The organism is Cupriavidus respiraculi (assembly GCF_914271545.1).
Classification (GTDB): Bacteria; Pseudomonadota; Gammaproteobacteria; order Burkholderiales; family Burkholderiaceae; genus Cupriavidus; species Cupriavidus respiraculi.
This window is the reverse complement of sequence record NZ_CAJZAH010000008.1, coordinates 14,736-32,193: the sequence shown is the minus strand read 5'-3', so window position 1 is coordinate 32,193 and position 17,458 is coordinate 14,736. Positions and strand designations below refer to the sequence as shown.

The following is a 17,458-nucleotide window of genomic DNA, read 5'->3' as shown; positions in this document are numbered from 1 at the left end:
GCGAAATCTGCTGCTGAATTACGCCGCGATCTGACCACCGGCGGCCTCGATCGCTGCCTTGGCGCCAGCGGTGGCGCCCAGACCCTTGATCGTTACCTTGCGGGTCAGCTCGCCGGCCTTGATGACCTTGGCGCTCTTGACCAGCTCGCCCACCAGGCCAGCCTGCTTCAGAACGAGCAGATCCACTTCGGCAGCTTCCAGACGCTCGATGTCACGCAGGGTCACCTCGGCGGTGAATTCCTTCGTCAGCGAGGTGAAGCCACGCTTCGGCAGACGACGATACAGCGGCATTTGACCGCCTTCGAAGCCCACCTTGTGAAAGCCGCCCGAACGCGACTTCTGGCCCTTGTGCCCGCGACCGGCGGTCTTGCCCAGGCCGGAGCCGATACCGCGGCCGACGCGACGCTTGGCGTGCTTCGAACCGGCGGCCGGTTTCAGGTTGTTCAGTTGCATGTTGCTCTCCGAGTCCCCGGTATCAGGCCAGAACCTTGACCAGGTACGAGACCTTGTTGATCATGCCGCGCACGGCGGGCGTGTCCTGCAGCTCCGACACCGAGTTGATGCGGCGCAGGCCAAGACCACGAACGGTGGCGCGATGATCCTCGCGCGTGCCGATCAGGCTGCGCACGAGTTGCACTTTTACGGTTTTCTGCGACATTTCGTTCACCTGCCTTAACCGAGGATGTCTTCGATCGACTTGCCACGCTTCGCAGCGATCTCGCTCGGCGTGCTCATCTTCGTCAGACCGTCCAGCGTGGCGCGAACCATGTTGTACGGGTTGGTCGAGCCGTGCGACTTGGTCACGACGTTCGTCACGCCCATCACTTCGAAGATGGCGCGCATCGGGCCGCCGGCGATCACGCCGGTACCTTCCTTGGCCGGCATCATCAGCACCTTGGCGGCGCCGTGCTTGCCAACGACTTCGTGTTGCAGCGTGCCGTTCTTCAGCGGGACCTTGACCATCTTGCGACGGGCTTCGTCCATTGCCTTCTGCACGGCCACGGGCACTTCCTTCGCCTTGCCCTTGCCCATGCCGACGCGGCCGTCGCCGTCACCAACCACGGTCAGCGCAGCGAAACCGAGAATCCGGCCACCCTTCACCACCTTGGTGACACGGTTGACCGAGATCATCTTCTCGCGGAGGCCGTCGTCGCGTTCGTCCTGTTGGACTTTTGCTTGCATTTTTGCCATGACGTATCTCTCTGTGTGCGCTTAGAACTTGAGGCCGGCTTCGCGCGCAGCGTCAGCCAGGGCCTTCACGCGACCGTGGAAGCGGAAGCCAGCGCGATCGAACGCGACGGTTTCCACGCCAGCTGCCTTCGCCTTCTCGGCGATGCGCTTGCCGATCAGGGTAGCGGCCGCAGCGGTAGCGCCGCTGCCGGTCAGTTCCTTGCGCACTTCTGCTTCGACCGTCGACGCCGAGGCAACCACTTGGGTGCCGCACGGCGAATAGACCTGAGCGTAAATATGCGTATTCGTACGGAACACAGTCAGACGATTGACCTTCAGCTCGGCAATCTTGCTGCGGGTCTGACGTGCACGGCGCAAACGAGCGTCTTTCTTGTTCATCATTGCACCCCTTACTTCTTCTTGGTTTCCTTCAGGATGACGCGCTCGTCGCTGTAGCGCACGCCCTTGCCCTTGTAGGGCTCGGGCGGACGGTACGCGCGCACTTCCGCGGCAACCTGACCGACTTTCTGCTTGTCCGCACCCTTGATGATGATCTCGGTCTGCGTCGGCGTTTCCGCCTTCACGCCTTCCGGCATCTCATGGATCACGTCGTGCGAGAAACCAAGCTGGAGTTTCAGCGCGTTACCTTGCAGCTGGGCACGATAGCCCACGCCGACAAGGTTCAGCTTGCGCTGGAAACCGGTGGTCACGCCGTTGACCATATTGTTCGCCAGGGCACGCATCGTGCCCTGCAGCGCGTTTGCTTCGCGGGACTCATCGGCCGGGGCGAAGGTCAGCACGTCGTCTTCGACATTGACCTTGACCAGCGGATGGACCGGCTGCGACAGCTTACCCAGCGGGCCTTCCACGGAGAGCACGCCAGCTGCCACGCTGATCTTTGCGCCTTTCGGCAGCTTGATGGGAGCCTTACCTACACGGGACATGGTTTACTCCTTAAGCGACGTAGCAGAGAACTTCGCCGCCCACGCCGGTGGCGCGCGCCTTGCGGTCGGTCATCAGACCCTGCGGGGTCGAGATGATCGCGACGCCCAGGCCGTTCATCACTTGCGGGATCTCGCTGCGGCCCTTGTACACGCGCAGACCGGGCTTCGACACGCGTTCGATGCGCTCGATCACGGGACGGCCGGCGTAGTACTTCAGACCGATGTTCAGTTGTGCCTTGCCGCCTTCTTCAGTCACGGCATAGTCGTCGATATAGCCTTCGTCCTTCAGGACCTTGGCGATCGCCACTTTCAGCTTCGACGACGGCATGACAACCGACGCCTTCTGCACGCCCTGGGCGTTGCGGATGCGCGTCAGCATATCGGCGATAGGATCGCTCATGCTCATACTGTTTCTCCTGTAGCCTGTGCGTAATTACCAGCTGGCTTTCGTCAGACCCGGAATCTCGCCCTTGAAGGCGATCTCGCGGATCTTGTTACGCGCCAGGCCAAACTTGCGGAAGGTACCGCGGGGACGACCGGTGATCGCGCAACGATTGCGTTGGCGAGTCGGGTTCGCGTTGCGCGGGAGCTGTTGCAGCTCGAGACGCGCGCTGTAACGCTCTTCTTCCGACTTCTCTTGGTCGTCGATAATGGCCTTGAGGGCAGCGCGCTTCTCGGCATACTTCGCCACGAGCTTGGCGCGCTTCTTCTCACGTTCAATCAGAGCCAGTTTAGCCACGGTTACCCCTTAATTACGGAACGGGAACTTGAATGCACCGAGGAGAGCCTTGGCTTCCTCGTCATTCTTAGCCGTCGTCGTGATGCTGATGTTCAGACCGCGCAGCGCGTCGATCTTGTCGTATTCGATTTCGGGGAAAATGATCTGCTCTTTCACCCCGATGTTGTAGTTGCCGCGGCCATCGAACGACTTGCCGGACACACCACGGAAGTCACGCACACGCGGCAGGGCCACGGTCACGAAACGATCCAGGAATTCGAACATGCGCTCGCCGCGCAGCGTCACCATCGCGCCGATGGGATAACCCTGGCGGATCTTGAAACCTGCGATAGCCTTGCGAGCCTTGGTCACGACCGGCTTCTGGCCGGCAATCTTCGTCAGGTCGCCCACGGCCAGCTCAATGACCTTCTTGTCATTGATGGCTTCGCCAAGACCCATGTTCAGGGTGATCTTGGTGATGCGCGGCACTTCCATGACCGACTTGTAGCCGAACTGCTCGATCAGCTTCGGGACGACTTGTTCTTTGTAAAACTCTTGCAGACGTGCTGTCATGCTCAACTCCTATCCGTGCCCAGAATCAAGCGGCCACGACGGCGCCGGTCGTCTTCAGCACGCGCACACGCTTGCCGTCCACTTCCTTGATGCCGACGCGCGACGGCTTGCCATTGGCATCCACGAGCGCAACGTTGGAAATATGCAGGGGCATGACCTTGTCGACCACACCACCCGTCGTACCCAGCATGGGGTTCGGGCGAGCGTGCTTCTTGGCAACGTTCACGCCCTCAACCGCGACCTTGTCGCCCAGCACGGCCTGGACCGTACCGCGCTTGCCCTTGTCCTTGCCGGTCAGGACGATGACCTCGTCGCCTTTGCGAATCTTGTTCATGGCGGCTCCTTACAGCACTTCCGGTGCGAGCGACACGATCTTCATGAAGCGCTCGGTGCGGAGTTCACGAGTCACCGGCCCGAAAATGCGGGTGCCGATCGGCTCGAGCTTGTTGTTCAGCAGGACAGCGGCATTGCCGTCGAACTTGACGAGCGAACCGTCAGCGCGACGCACGCCCTTGGCGGTGCGCACGACGACGGCGTTATAGATGTCGCCCTTCTTCACGCGACCGCGCGGCGCTGCGTCCTTGACGGTCACCTTGATGATGTCGCCCACGCTCGCGTAGCGGCGCTTGGACCCACCCAGCACTTTGATGCACAAAACTTCGCGCGCACCAGTGTTATCGGCCACTTCGAGCCGGCTTTCTGTCTGAATCATGGTGTTATCTTCCCAACTTAATCCACCGGGCAACGCCCGCCGGTCAGTCTTGGTCCCGTCGGCCTCTGGCTTTGCGCCAGCTACCGTTTGGGTTGAGCAACTTTGAAGTCGGTTGTTGCCAGGCGGCCCAATGTTTATCAGGTACCGCTCGGCCTGTATTCGCCTTAAGGGCTCGCCGGGGTGGTGGTGCTAGGGCGGACGCAATAAAGCGGAAGTCCAGGATTATAGACACATAACCCTGGACTCGCAAGTCAAGAAAGAACGCTGTGGTTCTTAAATGACGCGTGCAGCTTCAAGCAGGCGGGAAACGACCCAGGACTTGGTCCGCGACAGCGGACGGCCTTCCTGAATCTCCACCTTGTCGCCTTCCTTGTACTGGTTGGCTTCGTCGTGTGCGTGGTACTTCTTCGAACGCAGCACGTACTTGCCATACAGCGGGTGCTTGACGCGGTTTTCCACCAGGACCGTAACGGTCTTGTCCATCTTGTCGCTAACTACCCGACCGACCAGCGTGCGGCGAAGCGACGATTCCGTTTGTGCAGTTTCTGTCATTTCGAGCTCGCCTTCTCATTCAGCACGGTATGCACCCGCGCGATGTCCTTGCGCACCTTCTTCAGCTGGCTGGTGTTCTGCAGCTGTTGGGTGGCCTTTTGCATGCGCAGGCTAAATTGGGCCTTCAGGAGCTCGGAGAGCTCGTTGTTCAGCCCGGCGGCGTCTTTGCCGCGAAGTTCGGATGCTTTCATCCCTGCTCTCCTTACGTCCCGACCTGACGCACCACGAAATTGGTGGCGATCGGCAGCTTCGCCGCGGCGAGGCGGAACGCCTCACGCGCCAGCTCTTCGCTCACGCCATCCATTTCGTACAGCATCTTGCCCGGCTGAATTTCAGCCACGTAGTATTCCGGATTGCCCTTACCGTTACCCATACGGACTTCGGCGGGCTTCTTCGAGATCGGCTTGTCCGGGAAGATCCGGATCCAGATGCGGCCGCCACGCTTGATGTGGCGGGTCATCGCACGACGTGCCGACTCGATCTGGCGAGCCGTCAGACGGCCACGGCCCATTGCCTTCAGGCCGAATTCGCCGAAAGACACGGCGTTGCCACGGGTAGCCTTACCCGTGTTGCGGCCTTTCTGCTCCTTGCGGTATTTTCTGCGCTTAGGTTGCAGCATCGTTATTCTCCACTCTTCGCGTCTGCGCCAGGCGCACCGCGGCGACCTGCACCGGCACCCGCACCACGGCGGTTGCCAGCCGGGCGGCCTTCGCCTTCACGGCGGCGACCTTCCGGACGACCCGGGCGACGACGGCGGTCGTCTTGCGGCTCTTCCACCACCGGCGCTTCGTTGCGGCCGAGGTGATCCCCCTTGTAGACCCACACCTTGACACCGATGATGCCGTAGGTGGTCTTCGCTTCGGAGAAGCCGTACTCGATATCGGCGCGCAGCGTGTGGAGGGGCACGCGACCTTCGCGATACCACTCGGTACGAGCGATTTCGATACCGTTCAGACGACCGGCGCTCATGATCTTGATGCCCTGGGCACCGAGGCGCATCGCGTTCTGCATCGCGCGCTTCATGGCGCGACGGAACATGATGCGGCGCTCGAGCTGCTGGGTGATCGAGTCGGCGATCAGCTGCGCATCGATTTCCGGCTTGCGGATTTCTTCGATGTTCACGTGCACGGGCACGCCCATGCGACGCTGCAGCTCAGCCTTCAGCAGTTCGATGTCCTCACCCTTCTTGCCGATGACCACGCCCGGACGCGAGCTGTAAATGGTCAGGCGTGCATTGCGGGCGGGGCGCTCGATGACGACGCGGCCAACCGAGGCGTTCTTCAGCTTCTTCTTCAGGAAGTCGCGAACCTCGATGTCTTCCTTCAGCATGCCCGGGAACTTCGTGTTGTTGGCGTACCAACGCGAAGCCCAGTTACGGCTGACGGCCAGACGGAAGCCAGTCGGATGAATCTTCTGTCCCATCGTGACTCCTTAGTTGCCGAGCGTCACAGTGATGTGACAGGTTTGTTTCTCGATGCGGTTGCCGCGGCCCTTTGCCCGTGCCGTGAAGCGCTTGAGCGAGGTTGCCTTGTCGACGTAGATCGAAGTGACCTTCAGTTCGTCGATGTCGGCGCCTTCGTTGTGCTCGGCGTTGGCGATGGCCGATTCGACCACCTTCTTCACGATCCCGGCAGCCTTTTTCGGGCTGAACGTCAGGATGTTGAGCGCGCGCTCGATCGGCAGACCGCGGATCTGGTCAGCGACCAGGCGCGTCTTCTGGGCGGAGATGCGGGCACCGCGATGAATCGCTTTCACTTCCATGATGGCACCTTACCTCTTCGCTTTCTTGTCAGCCGCATGGCCCTTGAACGTGCGCGTCAGCGCAAATTCACCGAGCTTGTGGCCAACCATGTTTTCCGTAACGTACACCGGCACGTGCTGGCGACCGTTATGAACGGCGATCGTCAGGCCGATGAACTCCGGCAGAATGGTCGAGCGACGCGACCATGTCTTGATGGGTTTCTTGTCCTTGCCGCCCGTGGCCGCTTCCACCTTTTTCAGCAGGTGGGCGTCACAGAACGGACCCTTCTTTGCGGAACGTGTCATGTCTAGGCTCCTACCTACCGATTAACGCTTGTGGCGGCGCTGCACGATCATGCTGGCAGTGCGCTTGTTGCTGCGGGTACGGTAACCCTTGGCCGGGGTACCCCACGGCGACACGGGGTCGCGACCAGCAGCGGTCTTGCCTTCACCACCACCGTGCGGGTGATCCACCGGGTTCATCACCACACCGCGGACGGTGGGGCGAATACCGCGCCAGCGCGTCGCGCCGGCCTTGCCGATCACGCGCAGGCTGTGCTCTTCGTTGCCAACTTCACCAACGGTGGCGCGGCATTCGATATGCACGCGGCGCACTTCGCCGGAGCGCAGGCGAACCTGGGCGTAGATGCCTTCGCGAGCCAGCAGCACGGCGGAACCGCCGGCGGCGCGCGCGATCTGTGCACCCTTGCCCGGCAGCATTTCCACGTTGTTGATCGTGGTACCGACCGGGATGTTGCGGATCGGCAGGTTGTTGCCAGCCTTGATCGGCGCTTCCGGGCCGTTCATCAGCACCTGGCCGGCGGCCATGCCGCGGGTAGCGATGATGTAGCGACGCTCGCCGTCGGCGAACAGCACCAGGGCGATGTTGGCGCTGCGGTTCGGATCGTATTCCAGGCGCTCGACCTTGGCCGGGATGCCGTCCTTGTCGTTGCGCTTGAAATCGACCACGCGGTAGTGGTGCTTGTGACCACCGCCCTTGTGACGGGTGGTGATGTGACCGTTGTTGTTACGGCCGGACTTCTGGAATTGCTTTTCCAGCAGCGGCGCGTATGCCTCGCCCTTGTGAAGGTCTTTGTTGACGACCTTCACCATCGAGCGGCGGCCCGGGGAAGTCGGTTTGGTCTTGACGAGTGCCATGATTACTTGGCCTCCGCTTCAAAATTGATTTCCTGACCCGGCTTGAGCGAAACGTAGGCCTTCTTCACATGGTTACGACGACCCATGAAGCGACCAAAACGCTTTTGCTTGCCCTTCTGGTTCAGGATCTGAACGGACTGCACCTCGACCTTGAACAGCAGCTCGACAGCCTGCTTCACTTCCGCCTTGTTGGCGTCGCGAGCGACTTCGAACACGACTTGTTCGTTCTTGTCGGCGACCAGGGTTGCCTTTTCGGAAACCACGGGCGCGAGCAGCACCTGCATCAAACGATGATCGTTCTTGGCTACTTGCGTCATTTGAGCAACTCCTCAATCTGCGCGACGGCCGCCTTGGTCACGAGCACCTTCTTGTAGTGCACGAGCGACAGCGGGTCAGCGTGGCGCGGCTCGACAACCGACACGTGCGGCAGGTTGCGCGAAGCCAGGTAGAGGTTTTCGTCGAGGTTGTCGGTGATGATCAGCACCGAATCCAGACCCATGGCCTTGAACTTCTCGGCCAGCAGCTTGGTCTTGGGCGCGTCGACAGTGAAACCGTCCACCACGTTGATACGACCTTCACGTGCGAGCTGCGAGTAGATCGAGCGCATGCCGGCACGGAACATCTTCTTGTTGACCTTCTGGCTGAAGTTCTCTTCCGGCGAATTCGGGAAGATACGGCCGCCCCCGCGCCACAGCGGCGAGGAAGACATACCGGCACGAGCACGGCCCGTACCCTTCTGGCGCCACGGCTTCTTCGTGGTGTGCTTGACCTCTTCACGATCCTTCTGCTTACGGTTACCGCTGCGCGCGTTGGCCTGGTAAGCGACGACGATCTGGTGAACGAGGGCTTCGTTGTAGTCACGGCCGAAGACTTCGGGCGAGGCGGCTACGCCTGCACCGATCTGGCCATTGTCCTGGAGGAGCTTGAGTTCCATTGATTCCGCTCCTTAAGCCGCTTTGGCAACTTTGGCCTTGACGGCCGGGGTAACGATGACCTTGCCGCCCTTGGAGCCGGGGATGGCACCCTTGACCAGCAGCAGCTTGCGCTCCGCGTCGATCTTGGCGATCACCAGGTTCTGGACGGTACGGGTGACATCACCGAGGTGGCCGGTCATGCGCTTGCCGGGGAACACACGGCCCGGATCCTGCGCCATACCGATCGAACCCGGCACGTTGTGCGAACGCGAGTTACCGTGGGTGGCACGACCCGATGCGAAGTGGTAGCGCTTGATGGTACCGGCGTAGCCCTTACCGATCGTGACGCCCTGGACGTCGATCTTCTGACCGACTTCGAACAGGTCGACCGAGAGCGAACCGCCAGCTTGCAGTTCGGCAGCCTTGGCTGCATCCACGCGGAATTCTTTGATGACTTCGCCCGCTTCCACGCCGGCTTTGGCGAGATGACCCGCCAGCGGCTTGGTGACGCGGCTTGCGCGCCGGGCGCCGAAGGTGACTTGCACCGCGGTGTAACCGTCGGTGTCGTCCGTCTTGATTTGCGTCACGCGGTTGTCGCCGACCTCGATCACGGTAACGGGAATCGAATCACCGTCGTCCGTGAAAATACGGGTCATGCCAACCTTGCGACCTACAAGGCCAAGGCTCATGGTTTGCTCCATTCCCAGCTGCGATTGGCCGGGGCTGATTGATACACGAAAACTGTGTTTGCAGTGTGAGGGCTTGCGCTGAAAGTCGCGCGCGGCCAAAGCGGCCAGCCCAATACCCGTAGGTAAACGGGTAGCCGCACACTATATCGCAGCAATATCCAAAGAGCAACTGCATCGCTGCGCTTTCTGCTTGCGAATTGGGGAAAATTGTGGCGACGTGGTTTGCACGCCGCACGCGGTGGCCGCGGTGCGTTGCTACCAAAGAAAAACGGCGAACTCGCGTTCGCCGTTCCGCTGCAACGGGCCCGTCGCCGGGCCCGGCACATCATGTCTTACACCTTGATCTCGACATCCACGCCGGCCGGCAGGTCGAGCTTCATCAGCGCGTCGACGGTCTTTTCCGACGGGTCGACGATGTCCAGCAGGCGCTGGTGCGTGCGAATCTCGAACTGGTCGCGGCTCGTCTTGTTGACGTGCGGCGAACGCAGGATGTCGAAGCGCTCGATGCGGGTCGGCAGGGGCACCGGGCCCTTGACGATCGCGCCGGTGCGCTTGGCGGTATCCACGATTTCGGCGGCCGACTGGTCGATCAGGCGATAGTCGAAAGCCTTCAGGCGGATACGGATCTTCTGGTTCTGCATGATATTTCCTTAAAAGAGCGATGGGCACCGCGTGCCCGAAAGTAAGGGGACATGCGTATGCGCATGTCCCCGCAGGTTGCCTTAGTCCAGGATCTTGGCAACGACGCCGGCGCCGACGGTACGGCCGCCTTCGCGGATAGCGAAGCGCAGGCCTTCTTCCATGGCGATCGGGGCGATCAGCTTGACGGTGATCGACACGTTGTCACCGGGCATGACCATTTCCTTGTCCTTCGGCAGCTCGATCGAGCCGGTCACGTCGGTCGTACGGAAGTAGAACTGCGGACGGTAGTTGTTGAAGAACGGGGTGTGACGGCCGCCTTCGTCCTTCGACAGGATGTAGACCTCGCCGGTGAAGTGCGTGTGCGGCTTGATCGAACCCGGCTTGCACAGCACCTGGCCACGCTCGACGTCTTCGCGCTTGGTACCGCGCAGCAGCAGGCCCACGTTGTCGCCAGCCTGGCCCTGGTCCAGCAGCTTGCGGAACATTTCCACGCCGGTGCAGGTGGTCTTGACCGTCGGGCGGATGCCCACGATTTCGATTTCTTCGCCGACCTTGATGATGCCGCGCTCGATACGGCCGGTCACCACCGTGCCACGACCCGAGATCGAGAACACGTCTTCGACCGGCATCAGGAACGTACCGTCCACGGCGCGCTCCGGCGTCGGGATGTAGGTGTCCAGCGCTTCGGCCAGGTTCATGATGGCCACTTCACCCAGGTCGCCCTTGTCGCCTTCGAGCGCCAGCTTGGCCGAACCCTTGATGATCGGGGTGTCGTCGCCGGGGAACTCGTACTTCGAGAGCAGCTCGCGCACTTCCATTTCCACCAGCTCGAGCAGCTCGGCGTCGTCCACCATGTCGCACTTGTTCAGGAACACGATGATGTAGGGCACGCCCACCTGACGGGCCAGCAGGATGTGCTCGCGCGTTTGCGGCATCGGGCCGTCAGCGGCCGAGCACACGAGGATGGCGCCGTCCATCTGTGCGGCGCCCGTGATCATGTTCTTCACATAGTCAGCGTGGCCCGGGCAGTCGACGTGGGCGTAGTGGCGGTTAGCCGTTTCGTATTCCACGTGCGCGGTGTTGATGGTAATACCGCGTGCCTTCTCTTCCGGCGCTGCGTCGATCTCGTCGTACTTCTTGGCCGAACCGCCAAACTTCGCTGCCAGCACCGTCGCGATCGCCGCCGTCAGCGTCGTCTTGCCATGGTCAACGTGACCAATCGTGCCAACGTTCACGTGCGGCTTAGTCCGCTCGAACTTTTCCTTTGCCATTTTTCAGCTCCTAATGGAATGCAGTCTTGTCGATTCATCACGCCGCCGCGCCCTCGTGGGCCCGGCGGCATACATCTAATTACTTGCCCTTGGCCGCAATCACTGCTTCGGCGATGTTCTTCGGCGCCTCGGCGTAGTGCTTGAATTCCATGGTGTAGGTGGCGCGGCCTTGCGTGGCCGAACGCAGCGCGGTCGAATAACCGAACATTTCCGACAGCGGGACTTCGGCCTTGATGATCTTGCCACCGCCCACCATGTCGTCCATGCCCTGCACGATGCCGCGGCGGGACGACAGGTCGCCCATCACGGTACCGGTGTAGTCTTCCGGCGTTTCCACTTCCACGGCCATCATCGGCTCGAGCAGAGCCGGGCTGGCCTTGCGCATGGCTTCCTTGAAAGCCATCGAACCCGCCATGCGGAACGCGTTTTCGTTCGAGTCCACGTCGTGGTACGAACCGAACGTCAGCGTCACCTTCACGTCGACCACCGGGAAGCCCGCCAGAATACCGGACTGCAGCGTGTCGACGATACCCTTCTCGACAGCCGGGATGTATTCGCGAGGAATCACACCGCCCTTGATGGCGTCGATGAACTCGAAGCCCTTGCCCGGCTCCTGCGGCTCCAGCGTGATCACGGCGTGGCCGTACTGGCCGCGGCCGCCCGACTGCTTGACGAACTTGCCTTCGACGTCCTCGGCCTTCTTGCGGATGGTTTCGCGGTAGGCCACCTGCGGCGCGCCGATGTTGGCTTCCACGCCGAATTCGCGCTTCATGCGGTCGACCAGAATTTCGAGGTGAAGCTCGCCCATGCCCGAAATGATGGTCTGACCCGATTCTTCATCGGTACGCACGCGGAACGACGGATCTTCGGCGGCCAGGCGGTTCAGGGCGATGCCCATCTTTTCCTGGTCGGCCTTGGTCTTCGGCTCGACAGCCTGCGAGATCACGGGCTCCGGGAACACCATGCGCTCGAGCACGATCGGTGCCGCCGGATCGCACAGCGTGTCGCCAGTGGTGGCGTCCTTCAGGCCCACCGCGGCGGCGATGTCGCCCGCCAGCACTTCCTTGATTTCTTCGCGCTGGTTGGCGTGCATCTGCAGAATACGGCCCAGACGCTCCTTCTTCTGCTTCACCGGGTTGTACACCGTGTCGCCCGAATTGATCTTGCCCGAGTAGACGCGGAAGAAGATCAGCTGGCCGACGAACGGGTCGGTCATGATCTTGAACGCCAGCGCCGAGAACTTCTCGTTGTCGTCGGCCTTGCGCTCGAGCTTCTTCTCGTCGTCGCTTTCGTCCACGCCCTTGACCGGCGGAATATCGACCGGCGACGGCAGGAAGTCGATCACCGCGTCGAGCATACGCTGCACGCCCTTGTTCTTGAACGCGGTGCCGCACAGCATCGGCTGGATTTCGCAGGCGATGGTACGGTCACGCAGCGCCTTGACGATCTCGGCGCGGGTCAGCTCTTCGCCGCCCAGGTACTTTTCCATCAGCTCTTCGCTGGCTTCGGCGGCGGACTCGACCATCTGCTCGCGCCACTTTTCAGCGGTTTCCTTCAGTTCGGCCGGGATGTCCTGGTATTCGAACTTCACGCCCTGGCTGGCTTCGTCCCAAATGATCGCCTTCATTTCCAGCAGGTCGACCACGCCCTGGAAGCCGTCCTCGGCGCCGATGGGCACCACCACGGGCACCGGGTTGGCCTTCAGGCGGGTCTTCAGCTGGTCGTAGACCTTGAAGAAGTTCGCGCCGGTACGGTCCATCTTGTTGACGAAGGCCAGACGCGGCACGCCGTACTTGTTGGCCTGACGCCAGACGGTTTCCGACTGCGGCTGCACGCCACCCACGGCGCAGTACACCATGCAGGCGCCGTCCAGCACGCGCATGGAACGCTCCACCTCGATGGTGAAGTCCACGTGGCCCGGGGTGTCGATGATGTTGAAGCGGTGCTCGGGGTAGTTGCCGGCCATGCCCTTCCAGAAGGCGGTGGTCGCAGCGGACGTGATGGTGATGCCGCGCTCCTGCTCCTGCTCCATCCAGTCCATGGTGGCCGCGCCGTCGTGCACTTCACCGATCTTGTGGTTCACACCGGTGTAGAACAGGATCCGCTCGGTCGTGGTGGTTTTTCCCGCGTCAATGTGAGCCGAAATACCGATATTACGGTAGCGCTCAATGGGAGTCTTACGAGCCACTTTAATCCTCTATCGTCCATGAGGCGCCGGCCGCTCTTCGGCCGCGCCCCTAACACAAACGGGCGAGATGTGTAAAACACAGCCCGCCCGGCAACCAACTGCGTAGCTCGCGCGCTTTAGAAGCGGAAGTGCGAGAACGCCTTGTTGGCGTCGGCCATGCGGTGCACGTCTTCGCGCTTCTTCATCGCGCCGCCGCGGCCTTCGGCGGCTTCCATCAGTTCACCAGCCAGGCGCTGCGCCATCGACTTCTCGCTGCGCTTCTTCGCGGCCTCGCGCAGCCACCGCATCGCCAATGCCAAACGACGCGACGGACGAACTTCGACCGGAACCTGGTAATTTGCACCGCCCACGCGACGGCTCTTCACTTCCACCACCGGCTTCACGTTGTTGATCGCAACGGAGAAGACTTCGATGGGGGCCTTGCCTGCCTTCTTTTCGATCTGGTCGAAAGCGCCGTACACGATGCGCTCGGCAACCGACTTCTTGCCGTCCAGCATCAGCACGTTCATGAACTTGGCAACTTCGACGTTACCGAACTTCGGATCAGGCAGAATTTCCCGCTTGGGGACTTCACGACGACGTGGCATCTCTATTCCTTTAGATTCAGTTGAGAGCGGGTTCTCTTTCCACCCTCCGGTCACCAACTAGCTTGCACTCGTTGACAGCAAATTCGCCGGGTGACCACTTACTCGACGGCACGGCGCAAAAAAGCTCCGTTGTACCGCCGCCTGGTGACAGCCCCATGACGCTTCGCGCCACCGGCCATCGGTTCTGGTTGCTTGCGCAACCGCCGTTCGGCAGCCTGCTTAGGCGGCCTTCGGGCGCTTCGCGCCGTACTTCGAACGGGCTTGCTTACGGTCCTTGACGCCTTGCAGGTCAAGCGAGCCGCGCACCATGTGGTAACGCACACCCGGCAAGTCCTTCACACGGCCGCCGCGGATCAGCACGACCGAGTGTTCCTGCACGTTGTGGCCTTCACCGCCGATATACGAGATGACCTCGAAACCGTTGGTCAGACGCACCTTGGCGACCTTACGCAGTGCCGAGTTCGGCTTCTTCGGCGTCGTGGTGTACACACGGGTGCACACGCCGCGACGCTGGGGGCAGTTCTCAAGCGCGGGGCTCTTGCTCTTTACGACTTCAGAGACGCGCGGCTTGCGAACCAGTTGGTTGATAGTTGGCATTGTTCAATCCACTTGGTTTTACAGAAAAACACCTCCTCGGCATCAATAACAGCCGAAAAGGCAACGACGAATTTTGGGCGGGAGTAGTGAGCGGACGCTCTGGGACGGACCTGTGACGGACAGACTTGCCAAAGAGCGAGAGCTCGCTTGGGATGCGCTGCGGCGATCTTGCACCCTGTCTGGGGCCGCCGGGGTCATGTCGATCGGGGCACCAGGGCACACGAAACCGACAGGCGAGCGAATCCGAAGCCAAAAACTCGAATCCGGCATGCTAGCAGCGGTTTACGCAACGGTCAAGCCGCCCCGAACGGAGAACCGCCCGGTGCGAGGCGGCGGGCGGTGGCGAGCGCACTAGGCGCCACGCAGCGTTTCGAGAATCTCCTCGCCGTAGCGCTCCAGCTTGGCCGCGCCGATACCGGGGACTTCCGCCAGGTCGTCCAGGGAGTCCGCGCCGCTGCGGGCGAGTTCGGCGAGCGTCGCGTCGTGGAAGATGACGTAGGCCGGCACCCCGTGCTCGCGCGCCGCCTGCGTCCGCCAACGGCGCAACGCTTCCCAGTTTGCCAGCGCGTCCGCGTCCATATTGGCGGTGTGGTCGGGCCGATTGCCGCGGGCCGCCCGGTCTCCGGACCTGGCCGGCTTGCTGGCCTGCCGGCGCAGGGTGATCTGCGCCTCCCCCTTCAGCACCGCCCGGGCGGAATCGCCCAGCAGCAGCGCCCCGTGCCCGCCATGGTCGATGACCAGCAGGCCATGGGCGATCAACTGGCGGAAGATGGCATGCCACTCGGAGATCGACCGATCGGCGCCGATGCCGAACGTGGACACCTTGTCGTGGCCCCACTGGCGCACCTTTTCGGAGGCATTGCCGCGCAGCACGTCGATCAGGTGGCTGGCGCCGAAATGCACGCGGCTGGCCTGTGCGGTGCGATAGACGCAGGAAAGCGCCATCTGCGCCTCGCGCGTGCCGTCCCAGGTGGCCGGGGGCTCGAGGCAGGTGTCGCAGTTGCCGCAGGGCTCGCTGGGCTCGTCGAAATAGGCGAGGATGCGCACGCGGCGGCAACCGGCCGTCTCGCACAGCCCGAGCAGTGCGTCGAGCTTGGCGGACGACACGCGCTTGTGCGCCTCGTCGGCGTCCGACTCGTCGATCATGCGTTTCTGCTGCACCACGTCGCCCAGGCCATAGGCCATCCACGCATTCGCCGGAAGGCCATCGCGGCCGGCGCGGCCGGTCTCCTGGTAATAGCCCTCCATGCTCTTGGGCAGATCCAGATGGGCGACGAAACGCACGTCCGGCTTGTCGATGCCCATGCCGAACGCGATGGTCGCCACCATCACGATGCCCTCCTCCTGCCGAAAGCGCGCCTGGTGCTGCTGCCGCACCGCGGCGTCCATGCCCGCGTGATACGGCAGCGCGTTGATGCCGTGGCCGGAGAGCCAGCTCGCCGTCTCTTCCACCTTGCGGCGCGACAGGCAATAGACGATGCCGCTGTCATGGGTACCGTTGGCGCCCATGTGCTCCGCCTTGATGAAGGCGAGCAACTGCTGCCGCGCGTTGTCCTTCTCGACGATCCGGTAGCGGATATTGGGCCGGTCGAAGCTCGATACGAAGATGCGCGCCTCATCCAGCGCCAGGCGCTCGACGATCTCGTCGCGCGTCACCGCATCGGCGGTGGCGGTCAGCGCGATGCGCGGCACGTGCGGGAAGCGCTCGTGCAGCACGGACAACTGGATGTATTCCGGACGGAAGTCGTGGCCCCACTGCGACACGCAGTGTGCCTCGTCGATGGCGAACAGGCCGATGCGAGCCCGTCCGAGCAGATCCTGGAAGCGCGGAGTCATCAGCCGCTCGGGCGCGACGTACAGGATGTCCAGGCGCCCGGCGAGCAGATCGCGCTCCACTGACGCGGCATCCGCGCCGCTCAGCGTGGAATTGAGCACCGCCGCCCGCACGCCGGCCTCGGTCAGCGCGGCGACCTGGTCCTGCATCAGCGCGATCAGCGGCGACACGACAATGCCTGTGCCGTGGCCCGCCTGCTGGCGCAGCAGCGCGGGAATCTGGTAGCACAGCGACTTGCCGCCGCCGGTGGGCATCAGCACGAGGCAGTCGCCGCCAGCGGCGACATGGTCGATGATTTCCGCCTGGCGGCCACGGAAGGCGTGGTAGCCAAAGACATCCTTGAGGATGGTCAGCGCATGCGGCATAGGGGTTACAGCGAGGGCAACGAAGGTGTCGAAGGACGGCAGGGTACCGGGAAAGGCGTAACCATACCACTGCGCACGAGGACGATTCGTTACCGATCGCGCCGATTCACACGTTCACGTCCGTTGCGCCATCGGGTCTTTGCCGTATCACGACTGCGGATTGAGAACTTGCGAATTTCGACCATCGCTTCATGCCGCCGAATCGATTACTTCGAGAATCAAAACTCAGCCCAGGAAACCGCAAGACATGTCCGCCATGCCAAGGCGAAGATGGCGCCGCGCAATCGTTGCGCCATCAATCGCGATTCAAGATCCTTGGAGTTTTTGCATGTTCGTCTCACCCGTATCCCATAACGACCATCACGCCCACCCGCTCGCACAGTCTCCGCAGCATCCGTGCGTCGACGCGGCCAGCCCGCTGACTGCCGCCGCGCAGGGCCCCGGCGACCTCGACCTGTTTGCCGCCGAAAAGTACTACCGCCAGAAGTCGGGCGAGCTGGAGGCCCTGTCGAAGCAGACCGGACGCTATGAAGTGGAAACGCTGAGCGATTCCGATATCAAGTCTCTCCGGGCGGCCGGCGTCCCGATCGACGCCTTCCTGAAGCAGCATGGAGAAAAGCTGGGCTGGCGCGAGTACGGTCAGCTCGCCGAGCTGATCCTGAAGACCCGCGACAGGCAGGCGGTGGCGAGCCTGGACGGCACGGCATTCCCGCAGCCGGCGGCCACGGCGACCGTCGGTGCACGCGCTTACGTGTAAGTCGGGCCGGCGCCCCGCGCCGCCGGCGTCAGCCCCGCGGCCGGATT

Annotated in this window: 27 protein-coding genes; 1 reads left to right on the top strand and 26 read right to left on the bottom strand. The window is 62.3% G+C overall.

Translation table 11 applies throughout. From position 1 onward, the window contains the following. Positions 1 to 18: 18 nt before the first annotated feature. The 26 genes from rplO to recQ all read right to left on the bottom strand — a co-directional run bounded on the left by rplO (position 19) and on the right by recQ (position 16,654). Positions 19 to 453: a 50S ribosomal protein L15 gene (gene rplO / locus LDO27_RS23115; RefSeq protein WP_222209731.1), complete on the bottom strand. Its 435-nt coding sequence runs from the start codon at positions 451 to 453 to the stop codon at positions 19 to 21. A 22-nt stretch (positions 454 to 475) separates the two neighbouring features. Next, the gene (gene rpmD / locus LDO27_RS23110) at positions 476 to 658 is read right to left on the bottom strand and encodes a 50S ribosomal protein L30 (RefSeq protein ID WP_010812381.1); all 183 of its coding nucleotides are present in this window, start codon (positions 656 to 658) and stop codon (positions 476 to 478) included. A 14-nt stretch (positions 659 to 672) separates the two neighbouring features. After that, complete coding sequence (gene rpsE / locus LDO27_RS23105) at positions 673 to 1,191, bottom strand: 30S ribosomal protein S5 (protein ID WP_222209733.1); 519 nt, start codon at positions 1,189 to 1,191, stop codon at positions 673 to 675. Between the two features lie 21 nt (positions 1,192 to 1,212). Next, complete coding sequence (gene rplR, locus LDO27_RS23100) at positions 1,213 to 1,569, bottom strand: 50S ribosomal protein L18 (protein WP_222209735.1); 357 nt, start codon at positions 1,567 to 1,569, stop codon at positions 1,213 to 1,215. 11 nt (positions 1,570 to 1,580) lie between these two features. Continuing rightward, a complete protein-coding gene (gene rplF, locus LDO27_RS23095) occupies positions 1,581 to 2,114 on the bottom strand; it encodes a 50S ribosomal protein L6 (RefSeq protein WP_222209737.1) in 534 nt (177 codons plus the stop codon). Positions 2,115 to 2,124: 10 nt separating this feature from the next. Further along, positions 2,125 to 2,520: a 30S ribosomal protein S8 gene (rpsH, locus tag LDO27_RS23090; RefSeq protein ID WP_222209739.1), complete on the bottom strand. Its 396-nt coding sequence runs from the start codon at positions 2,518 to 2,520 to the stop codon at positions 2,125 to 2,127. Positions 2,521 to 2,547: 27 nt separating this feature from the next. Beyond that, the gene (gene rpsN / locus LDO27_RS23085) at positions 2,548 to 2,853 is read right to left on the bottom strand and encodes a 30S ribosomal protein S14 (RefSeq protein WP_222209741.1); all 306 of its coding nucleotides are present in this window, start codon (positions 2,851 to 2,853) and stop codon (positions 2,548 to 2,550) included. Positions 2,854 to 2,862: 9 nt separating this feature from the next. Continuing rightward, positions 2,863 to 3,405, bottom strand: coding sequence for a 50S ribosomal protein L5 (rplE, locus tag LDO27_RS23080; RefSeq protein ID WP_222209743.1), 543 nt, complete (start codon positions 3,403 to 3,405; stop codon positions 2,863 to 2,865). Positions 3,406 to 3,430: 25 nt separating this feature from the next. Continuing rightward, entirely contained in the window at positions 3,431 to 3,739 is a 309-nt protein-coding gene (gene rplX, locus LDO27_RS23075) for a 50S ribosomal protein L24 (RefSeq protein WP_222209745.1), read from the bottom strand. A 9-nt stretch (positions 3,740 to 3,748) separates the two neighbouring features. Beyond that, positions 3,749 to 4,117: a 50S ribosomal protein L14 gene (gene rplN, locus LDO27_RS23070; protein WP_006576237.1), complete on the bottom strand. Its 369-nt coding sequence runs from the start codon at positions 4,115 to 4,117 to the stop codon at positions 3,749 to 3,751. Positions 4,118 to 4,390: 273 nt separating this feature from the next. Further along, on the bottom strand, positions 4,391 to 4,669 hold the full coding sequence (rpsQ, locus tag LDO27_RS23065) for a 30S ribosomal protein S17 (RefSeq protein ID WP_222209747.1): 279 nt from the start codon (positions 4,667 to 4,669) through the stop codon (positions 4,391 to 4,393). Next, on the bottom strand, positions 4,666 to 4,860 hold the full coding sequence (gene rpmC / locus LDO27_RS23060; RefSeq protein ID WP_222209749.1) for a 50S ribosomal protein L29: 195 nt from the start codon (positions 4,858 to 4,860) through the stop codon (positions 4,666 to 4,668). The genes rpsQ and rpmC overlap by 4 nt, the downstream gene beginning before the upstream one ends. An 11-nt stretch (positions 4,861 to 4,871) precedes the next feature. After that, the gene (rplP, locus tag LDO27_RS23055) at positions 4,872 to 5,288 is read right to left on the bottom strand and encodes a 50S ribosomal protein L16 (RefSeq protein ID WP_006576240.1); all 417 of its coding nucleotides are present in this window, start codon (positions 5,286 to 5,288) and stop codon (positions 4,872 to 4,874) included. A 2-nt stretch (positions 5,289 to 5,290) separates the two neighbouring features. Continuing rightward, positions 5,291 to 6,091, bottom strand: a complete 801-nt coding sequence (gene rpsC / locus LDO27_RS23050; RefSeq protein ID WP_222209751.1) for a 30S ribosomal protein S3 — start codon at positions 6,089 to 6,091, stop codon at positions 5,291 to 5,293. 9 nt (positions 6,092 to 6,100) lie between these two features. Continuing rightward, complete coding sequence (gene rplV, locus LDO27_RS23045; protein ID WP_222209753.1) at positions 6,101 to 6,430, bottom strand: 50S ribosomal protein L22; 330 nt, start codon at positions 6,428 to 6,430, stop codon at positions 6,101 to 6,103. Positions 6,431 to 6,439: 9 nt separating this feature from the next. Beyond that, positions 6,440 to 6,715, bottom strand: coding sequence for a 30S ribosomal protein S19 (gene rpsS / locus LDO27_RS23040; protein WP_039007581.1), 276 nt, complete (start codon positions 6,713 to 6,715; stop codon positions 6,440 to 6,442). A 21-nt stretch (positions 6,716 to 6,736) separates the two neighbouring features. After that, positions 6,737 to 7,567: a 50S ribosomal protein L2 gene (gene rplB, locus LDO27_RS23035; protein WP_222209755.1), complete on the bottom strand. Its 831-nt coding sequence runs from the start codon at positions 7,565 to 7,567 to the stop codon at positions 6,737 to 6,739. 2 nt (positions 7,568 to 7,569) lie between these two features. Next, the gene (gene rplW, locus LDO27_RS23030; RefSeq protein ID WP_222209757.1) at positions 7,570 to 7,884 is read right to left on the bottom strand and encodes a 50S ribosomal protein L23; all 315 of its coding nucleotides are present in this window, start codon (positions 7,882 to 7,884) and stop codon (positions 7,570 to 7,572) included. Then, the gene (rplD, locus tag LDO27_RS23025) at positions 7,881 to 8,501 is read right to left on the bottom strand and encodes a 50S ribosomal protein L4 (RefSeq protein WP_222209759.1); all 621 of its coding nucleotides are present in this window, start codon (positions 8,499 to 8,501) and stop codon (positions 7,881 to 7,883) included. Before rplD ends, rplW begins: the two co-directional genes overlap by 4 nt. A gap of 12 nt (positions 8,502 to 8,513) precedes the next feature. Beyond that, positions 8,514 to 9,170 (bottom strand): 50S ribosomal protein L3, encoded by a 657-nt coding sequence (gene rplC / locus LDO27_RS23020; protein WP_222209761.1) that lies wholly within the window; start codon positions 9,168 to 9,170, stop codon positions 8,514 to 8,516. 332 nt (positions 9,171 to 9,502) lie between these two features. Beyond that, on the bottom strand, positions 9,503 to 9,811 hold the full coding sequence (gene rpsJ, locus LDO27_RS23015; RefSeq protein ID WP_006576248.1) for a 30S ribosomal protein S10: 309 nt from the start codon (positions 9,809 to 9,811) through the stop codon (positions 9,503 to 9,505). Between the two features lie 81 nt (positions 9,812 to 9,892). Next, positions 9,893 to 11,083: an elongation factor Tu gene (gene tuf / locus LDO27_RS23010; protein ID WP_224044175.1), complete on the bottom strand. Its 1,191-nt coding sequence runs from the start codon at positions 11,081 to 11,083 to the stop codon at positions 9,893 to 9,895. 79 nt (positions 11,084 to 11,162) lie between these two features. Next, entirely contained in the window at positions 11,163 to 13,271 is a 2,109-nt protein-coding gene (gene fusA, locus LDO27_RS23005; RefSeq protein WP_222209690.1) for an elongation factor G, read from the bottom strand. A 116-nt stretch (positions 13,272 to 13,387) separates the two neighbouring features. Further along, entirely contained in the window at positions 13,388 to 13,858 is a 471-nt protein-coding gene (gene rpsG / locus LDO27_RS23000; protein ID WP_222209692.1) for a 30S ribosomal protein S7, read from the bottom strand. A gap of 219 nt (positions 13,859 to 14,077) precedes the next feature. Further along, entirely contained in the window at positions 14,078 to 14,455 is a 378-nt protein-coding gene (gene rpsL, locus LDO27_RS22995; RefSeq protein WP_222209694.1) for a 30S ribosomal protein S12, read from the bottom strand. A gap of 351 nt (positions 14,456 to 14,806) precedes the next feature. Beyond that, the gene (gene recQ / locus LDO27_RS22990) at positions 14,807 to 16,654 is read right to left on the bottom strand and encodes a DNA helicase RecQ (RefSeq protein WP_224044181.1); all 1,848 of its coding nucleotides are present in this window, start codon (positions 16,652 to 16,654) and stop codon (positions 14,807 to 14,809) included. Positions 16,655 to 16,982: 328 nt separating this feature from the next. On the opposite strand from recQ, the gene LDO27_RS22985 reads away from it, so the two are divergent. Beyond that, the gene (locus tag LDO27_RS22985; protein ID WP_224044180.1) at positions 16,983 to 17,411 is read left to right on the top strand and encodes a hypothetical protein; all 429 of its coding nucleotides are present in this window, start codon (positions 16,983 to 16,985) and stop codon (positions 17,409 to 17,411) included. Positions 17,412 to 17,458: the final 47 nt, after the last annotated feature.

Bases quoted from the DNA above. Each gene is read 5' to 3' on its own strand.
- rpsH (WP_222209739.1), bottom strand. From the start codon at position 2,520: ATGAGCATGAGCGATCCTATCGCCGATATGCTGACGCGCATCCGCAAC.
- rpsL (WP_222209694.1), bottom strand. From the start codon at position 14,455: ATGCCAACTATCAACCAACTGGTTCGCAAGCCGCGCGTCTCTGAAGTC.
- rpsE (WP_222209733.1), bottom strand. From the start codon at position 1,191: ATGGCAAAAATGCAAGCAAAAGTCCAACAGGACGAACGCGACGACGGC.
- rpsJ (WP_006576248.1), bottom strand. From the start codon at position 9,811: ATGCAGAACCAGAAGATCCGTATCCGCCTGAAGGCTTTCGACTATCGC.
- rpsG (WP_222209692.1), bottom strand. From the start codon at position 13,858: ATGCCACGTCGTCGTGAAGTCCCCAAGCGGGAAATTCTGCCTGATCCG.
- recQ (WP_224044181.1), bottom strand. From the start codon at position 16,654: ATGCCGCATGCGCTGACCATCCTCAAGGATGTCTTTGGCTACCACGCC.
- rplR (WP_222209735.1), bottom strand. From the start codon at position 1,569: ATGAACAAGAAAGACGCTCGTTTGCGCCGTGCACGTCAGACCCGCAGC.
- rpsQ (WP_222209747.1), bottom strand. From the start codon at position 4,669: ATGACAGAAACTGCACAAACGGAATCGTCGCTTCGCCGCACGCTGGTC.
- tuf (WP_224044175.1), bottom strand. From the start codon at position 11,083: ATGGCAAAGGAAAAGTTCGAGCGGACTAAGCCGCACGTGAACGTTGGC.
- rplX (WP_222209745.1), bottom strand. From the start codon at position 3,739: ATGAACAAGATTCGCAAAGGCGACGAGGTCATCGTCCTGACCGGCAAG.
- rplB (WP_222209755.1), bottom strand. From the start codon at position 7,567: ATGGCACTCGTCAAGACCAAACCGACTTCCCCGGGCCGCCGCTCGATG.
- rplP (WP_006576240.1), bottom strand. From the start codon at position 5,288: ATGCTGCAACCTAAGCGCAGAAAATACCGCAAGGAGCAGAAAGGCCGC.
- rpsC (WP_222209751.1), bottom strand. From the start codon at position 6,091: ATGGGACAGAAGATTCATCCGACTGGCTTCCGTCTGGCCGTCAGCCGT.
- rplC (WP_222209761.1), bottom strand. From the start codon at position 9,170: ATGAGCCTTGGCCTTGTAGGTCGCAAGGTTGGCATGACCCGTATTTTC.
- rplO (WP_222209731.1), bottom strand. From the start codon at position 453: ATGCAACTGAACAACCTGAAACCGGCCGCCGGTTCGAAGCACGCCAAG.
- rplV (WP_222209753.1), bottom strand. From the start codon at position 6,430: ATGGAAGTGAAAGCGATTCATCGCGGTGCCCGCATCTCCGCCCAGAAG.
- rpmC (WP_222209749.1), bottom strand. From the start codon at position 4,860: ATGAAAGCATCCGAACTTCGCGGCAAAGACGCCGCCGGGCTGAACAAC.
- LDO27_RS22985 (WP_224044180.1), top strand. From the start codon at position 16,983: ATGTTCGTCTCACCCGTATCCCATAACGACCATCACGCCCACCCGCTC.
- rplN (WP_006576237.1), bottom strand. From the start codon at position 4,117: ATGATTCAGACAGAAAGCCGGCTCGAAGTGGCCGATAACACTGGTGCG.
- rplD (WP_222209759.1), bottom strand. From the start codon at position 8,501: ATGGAACTCAAGCTCCTCCAGGACAATGGCCAGATCGGTGCAGGCGTA.
- rplW (WP_222209757.1), bottom strand. From the start codon at position 7,884: ATGACGCAAGTAGCCAAGAACGATCATCGTTTGATGCAGGTGCTGCTC.
- rplF (WP_222209737.1), bottom strand. From the start codon at position 2,114: ATGTCCCGTGTAGGTAAGGCTCCCATCAAGCTGCCGAAAGGCGCAAAG.
- rpsS (WP_039007581.1), bottom strand. From the start codon at position 6,715: ATGACACGTTCCGCAAAGAAGGGTCCGTTCTGTGACGCCCACCTGCTG.
- rpmD (WP_010812381.1), bottom strand. From the start codon at position 658: ATGTCGCAGAAAACCGTAAAAGTGCAACTCGTGCGCAGCCTGATCGGC.
- rplE (WP_222209743.1), bottom strand. From the start codon at position 3,405: ATGACAGCACGTCTGCAAGAGTTTTACAAAGAACAAGTCGTCCCGAAG.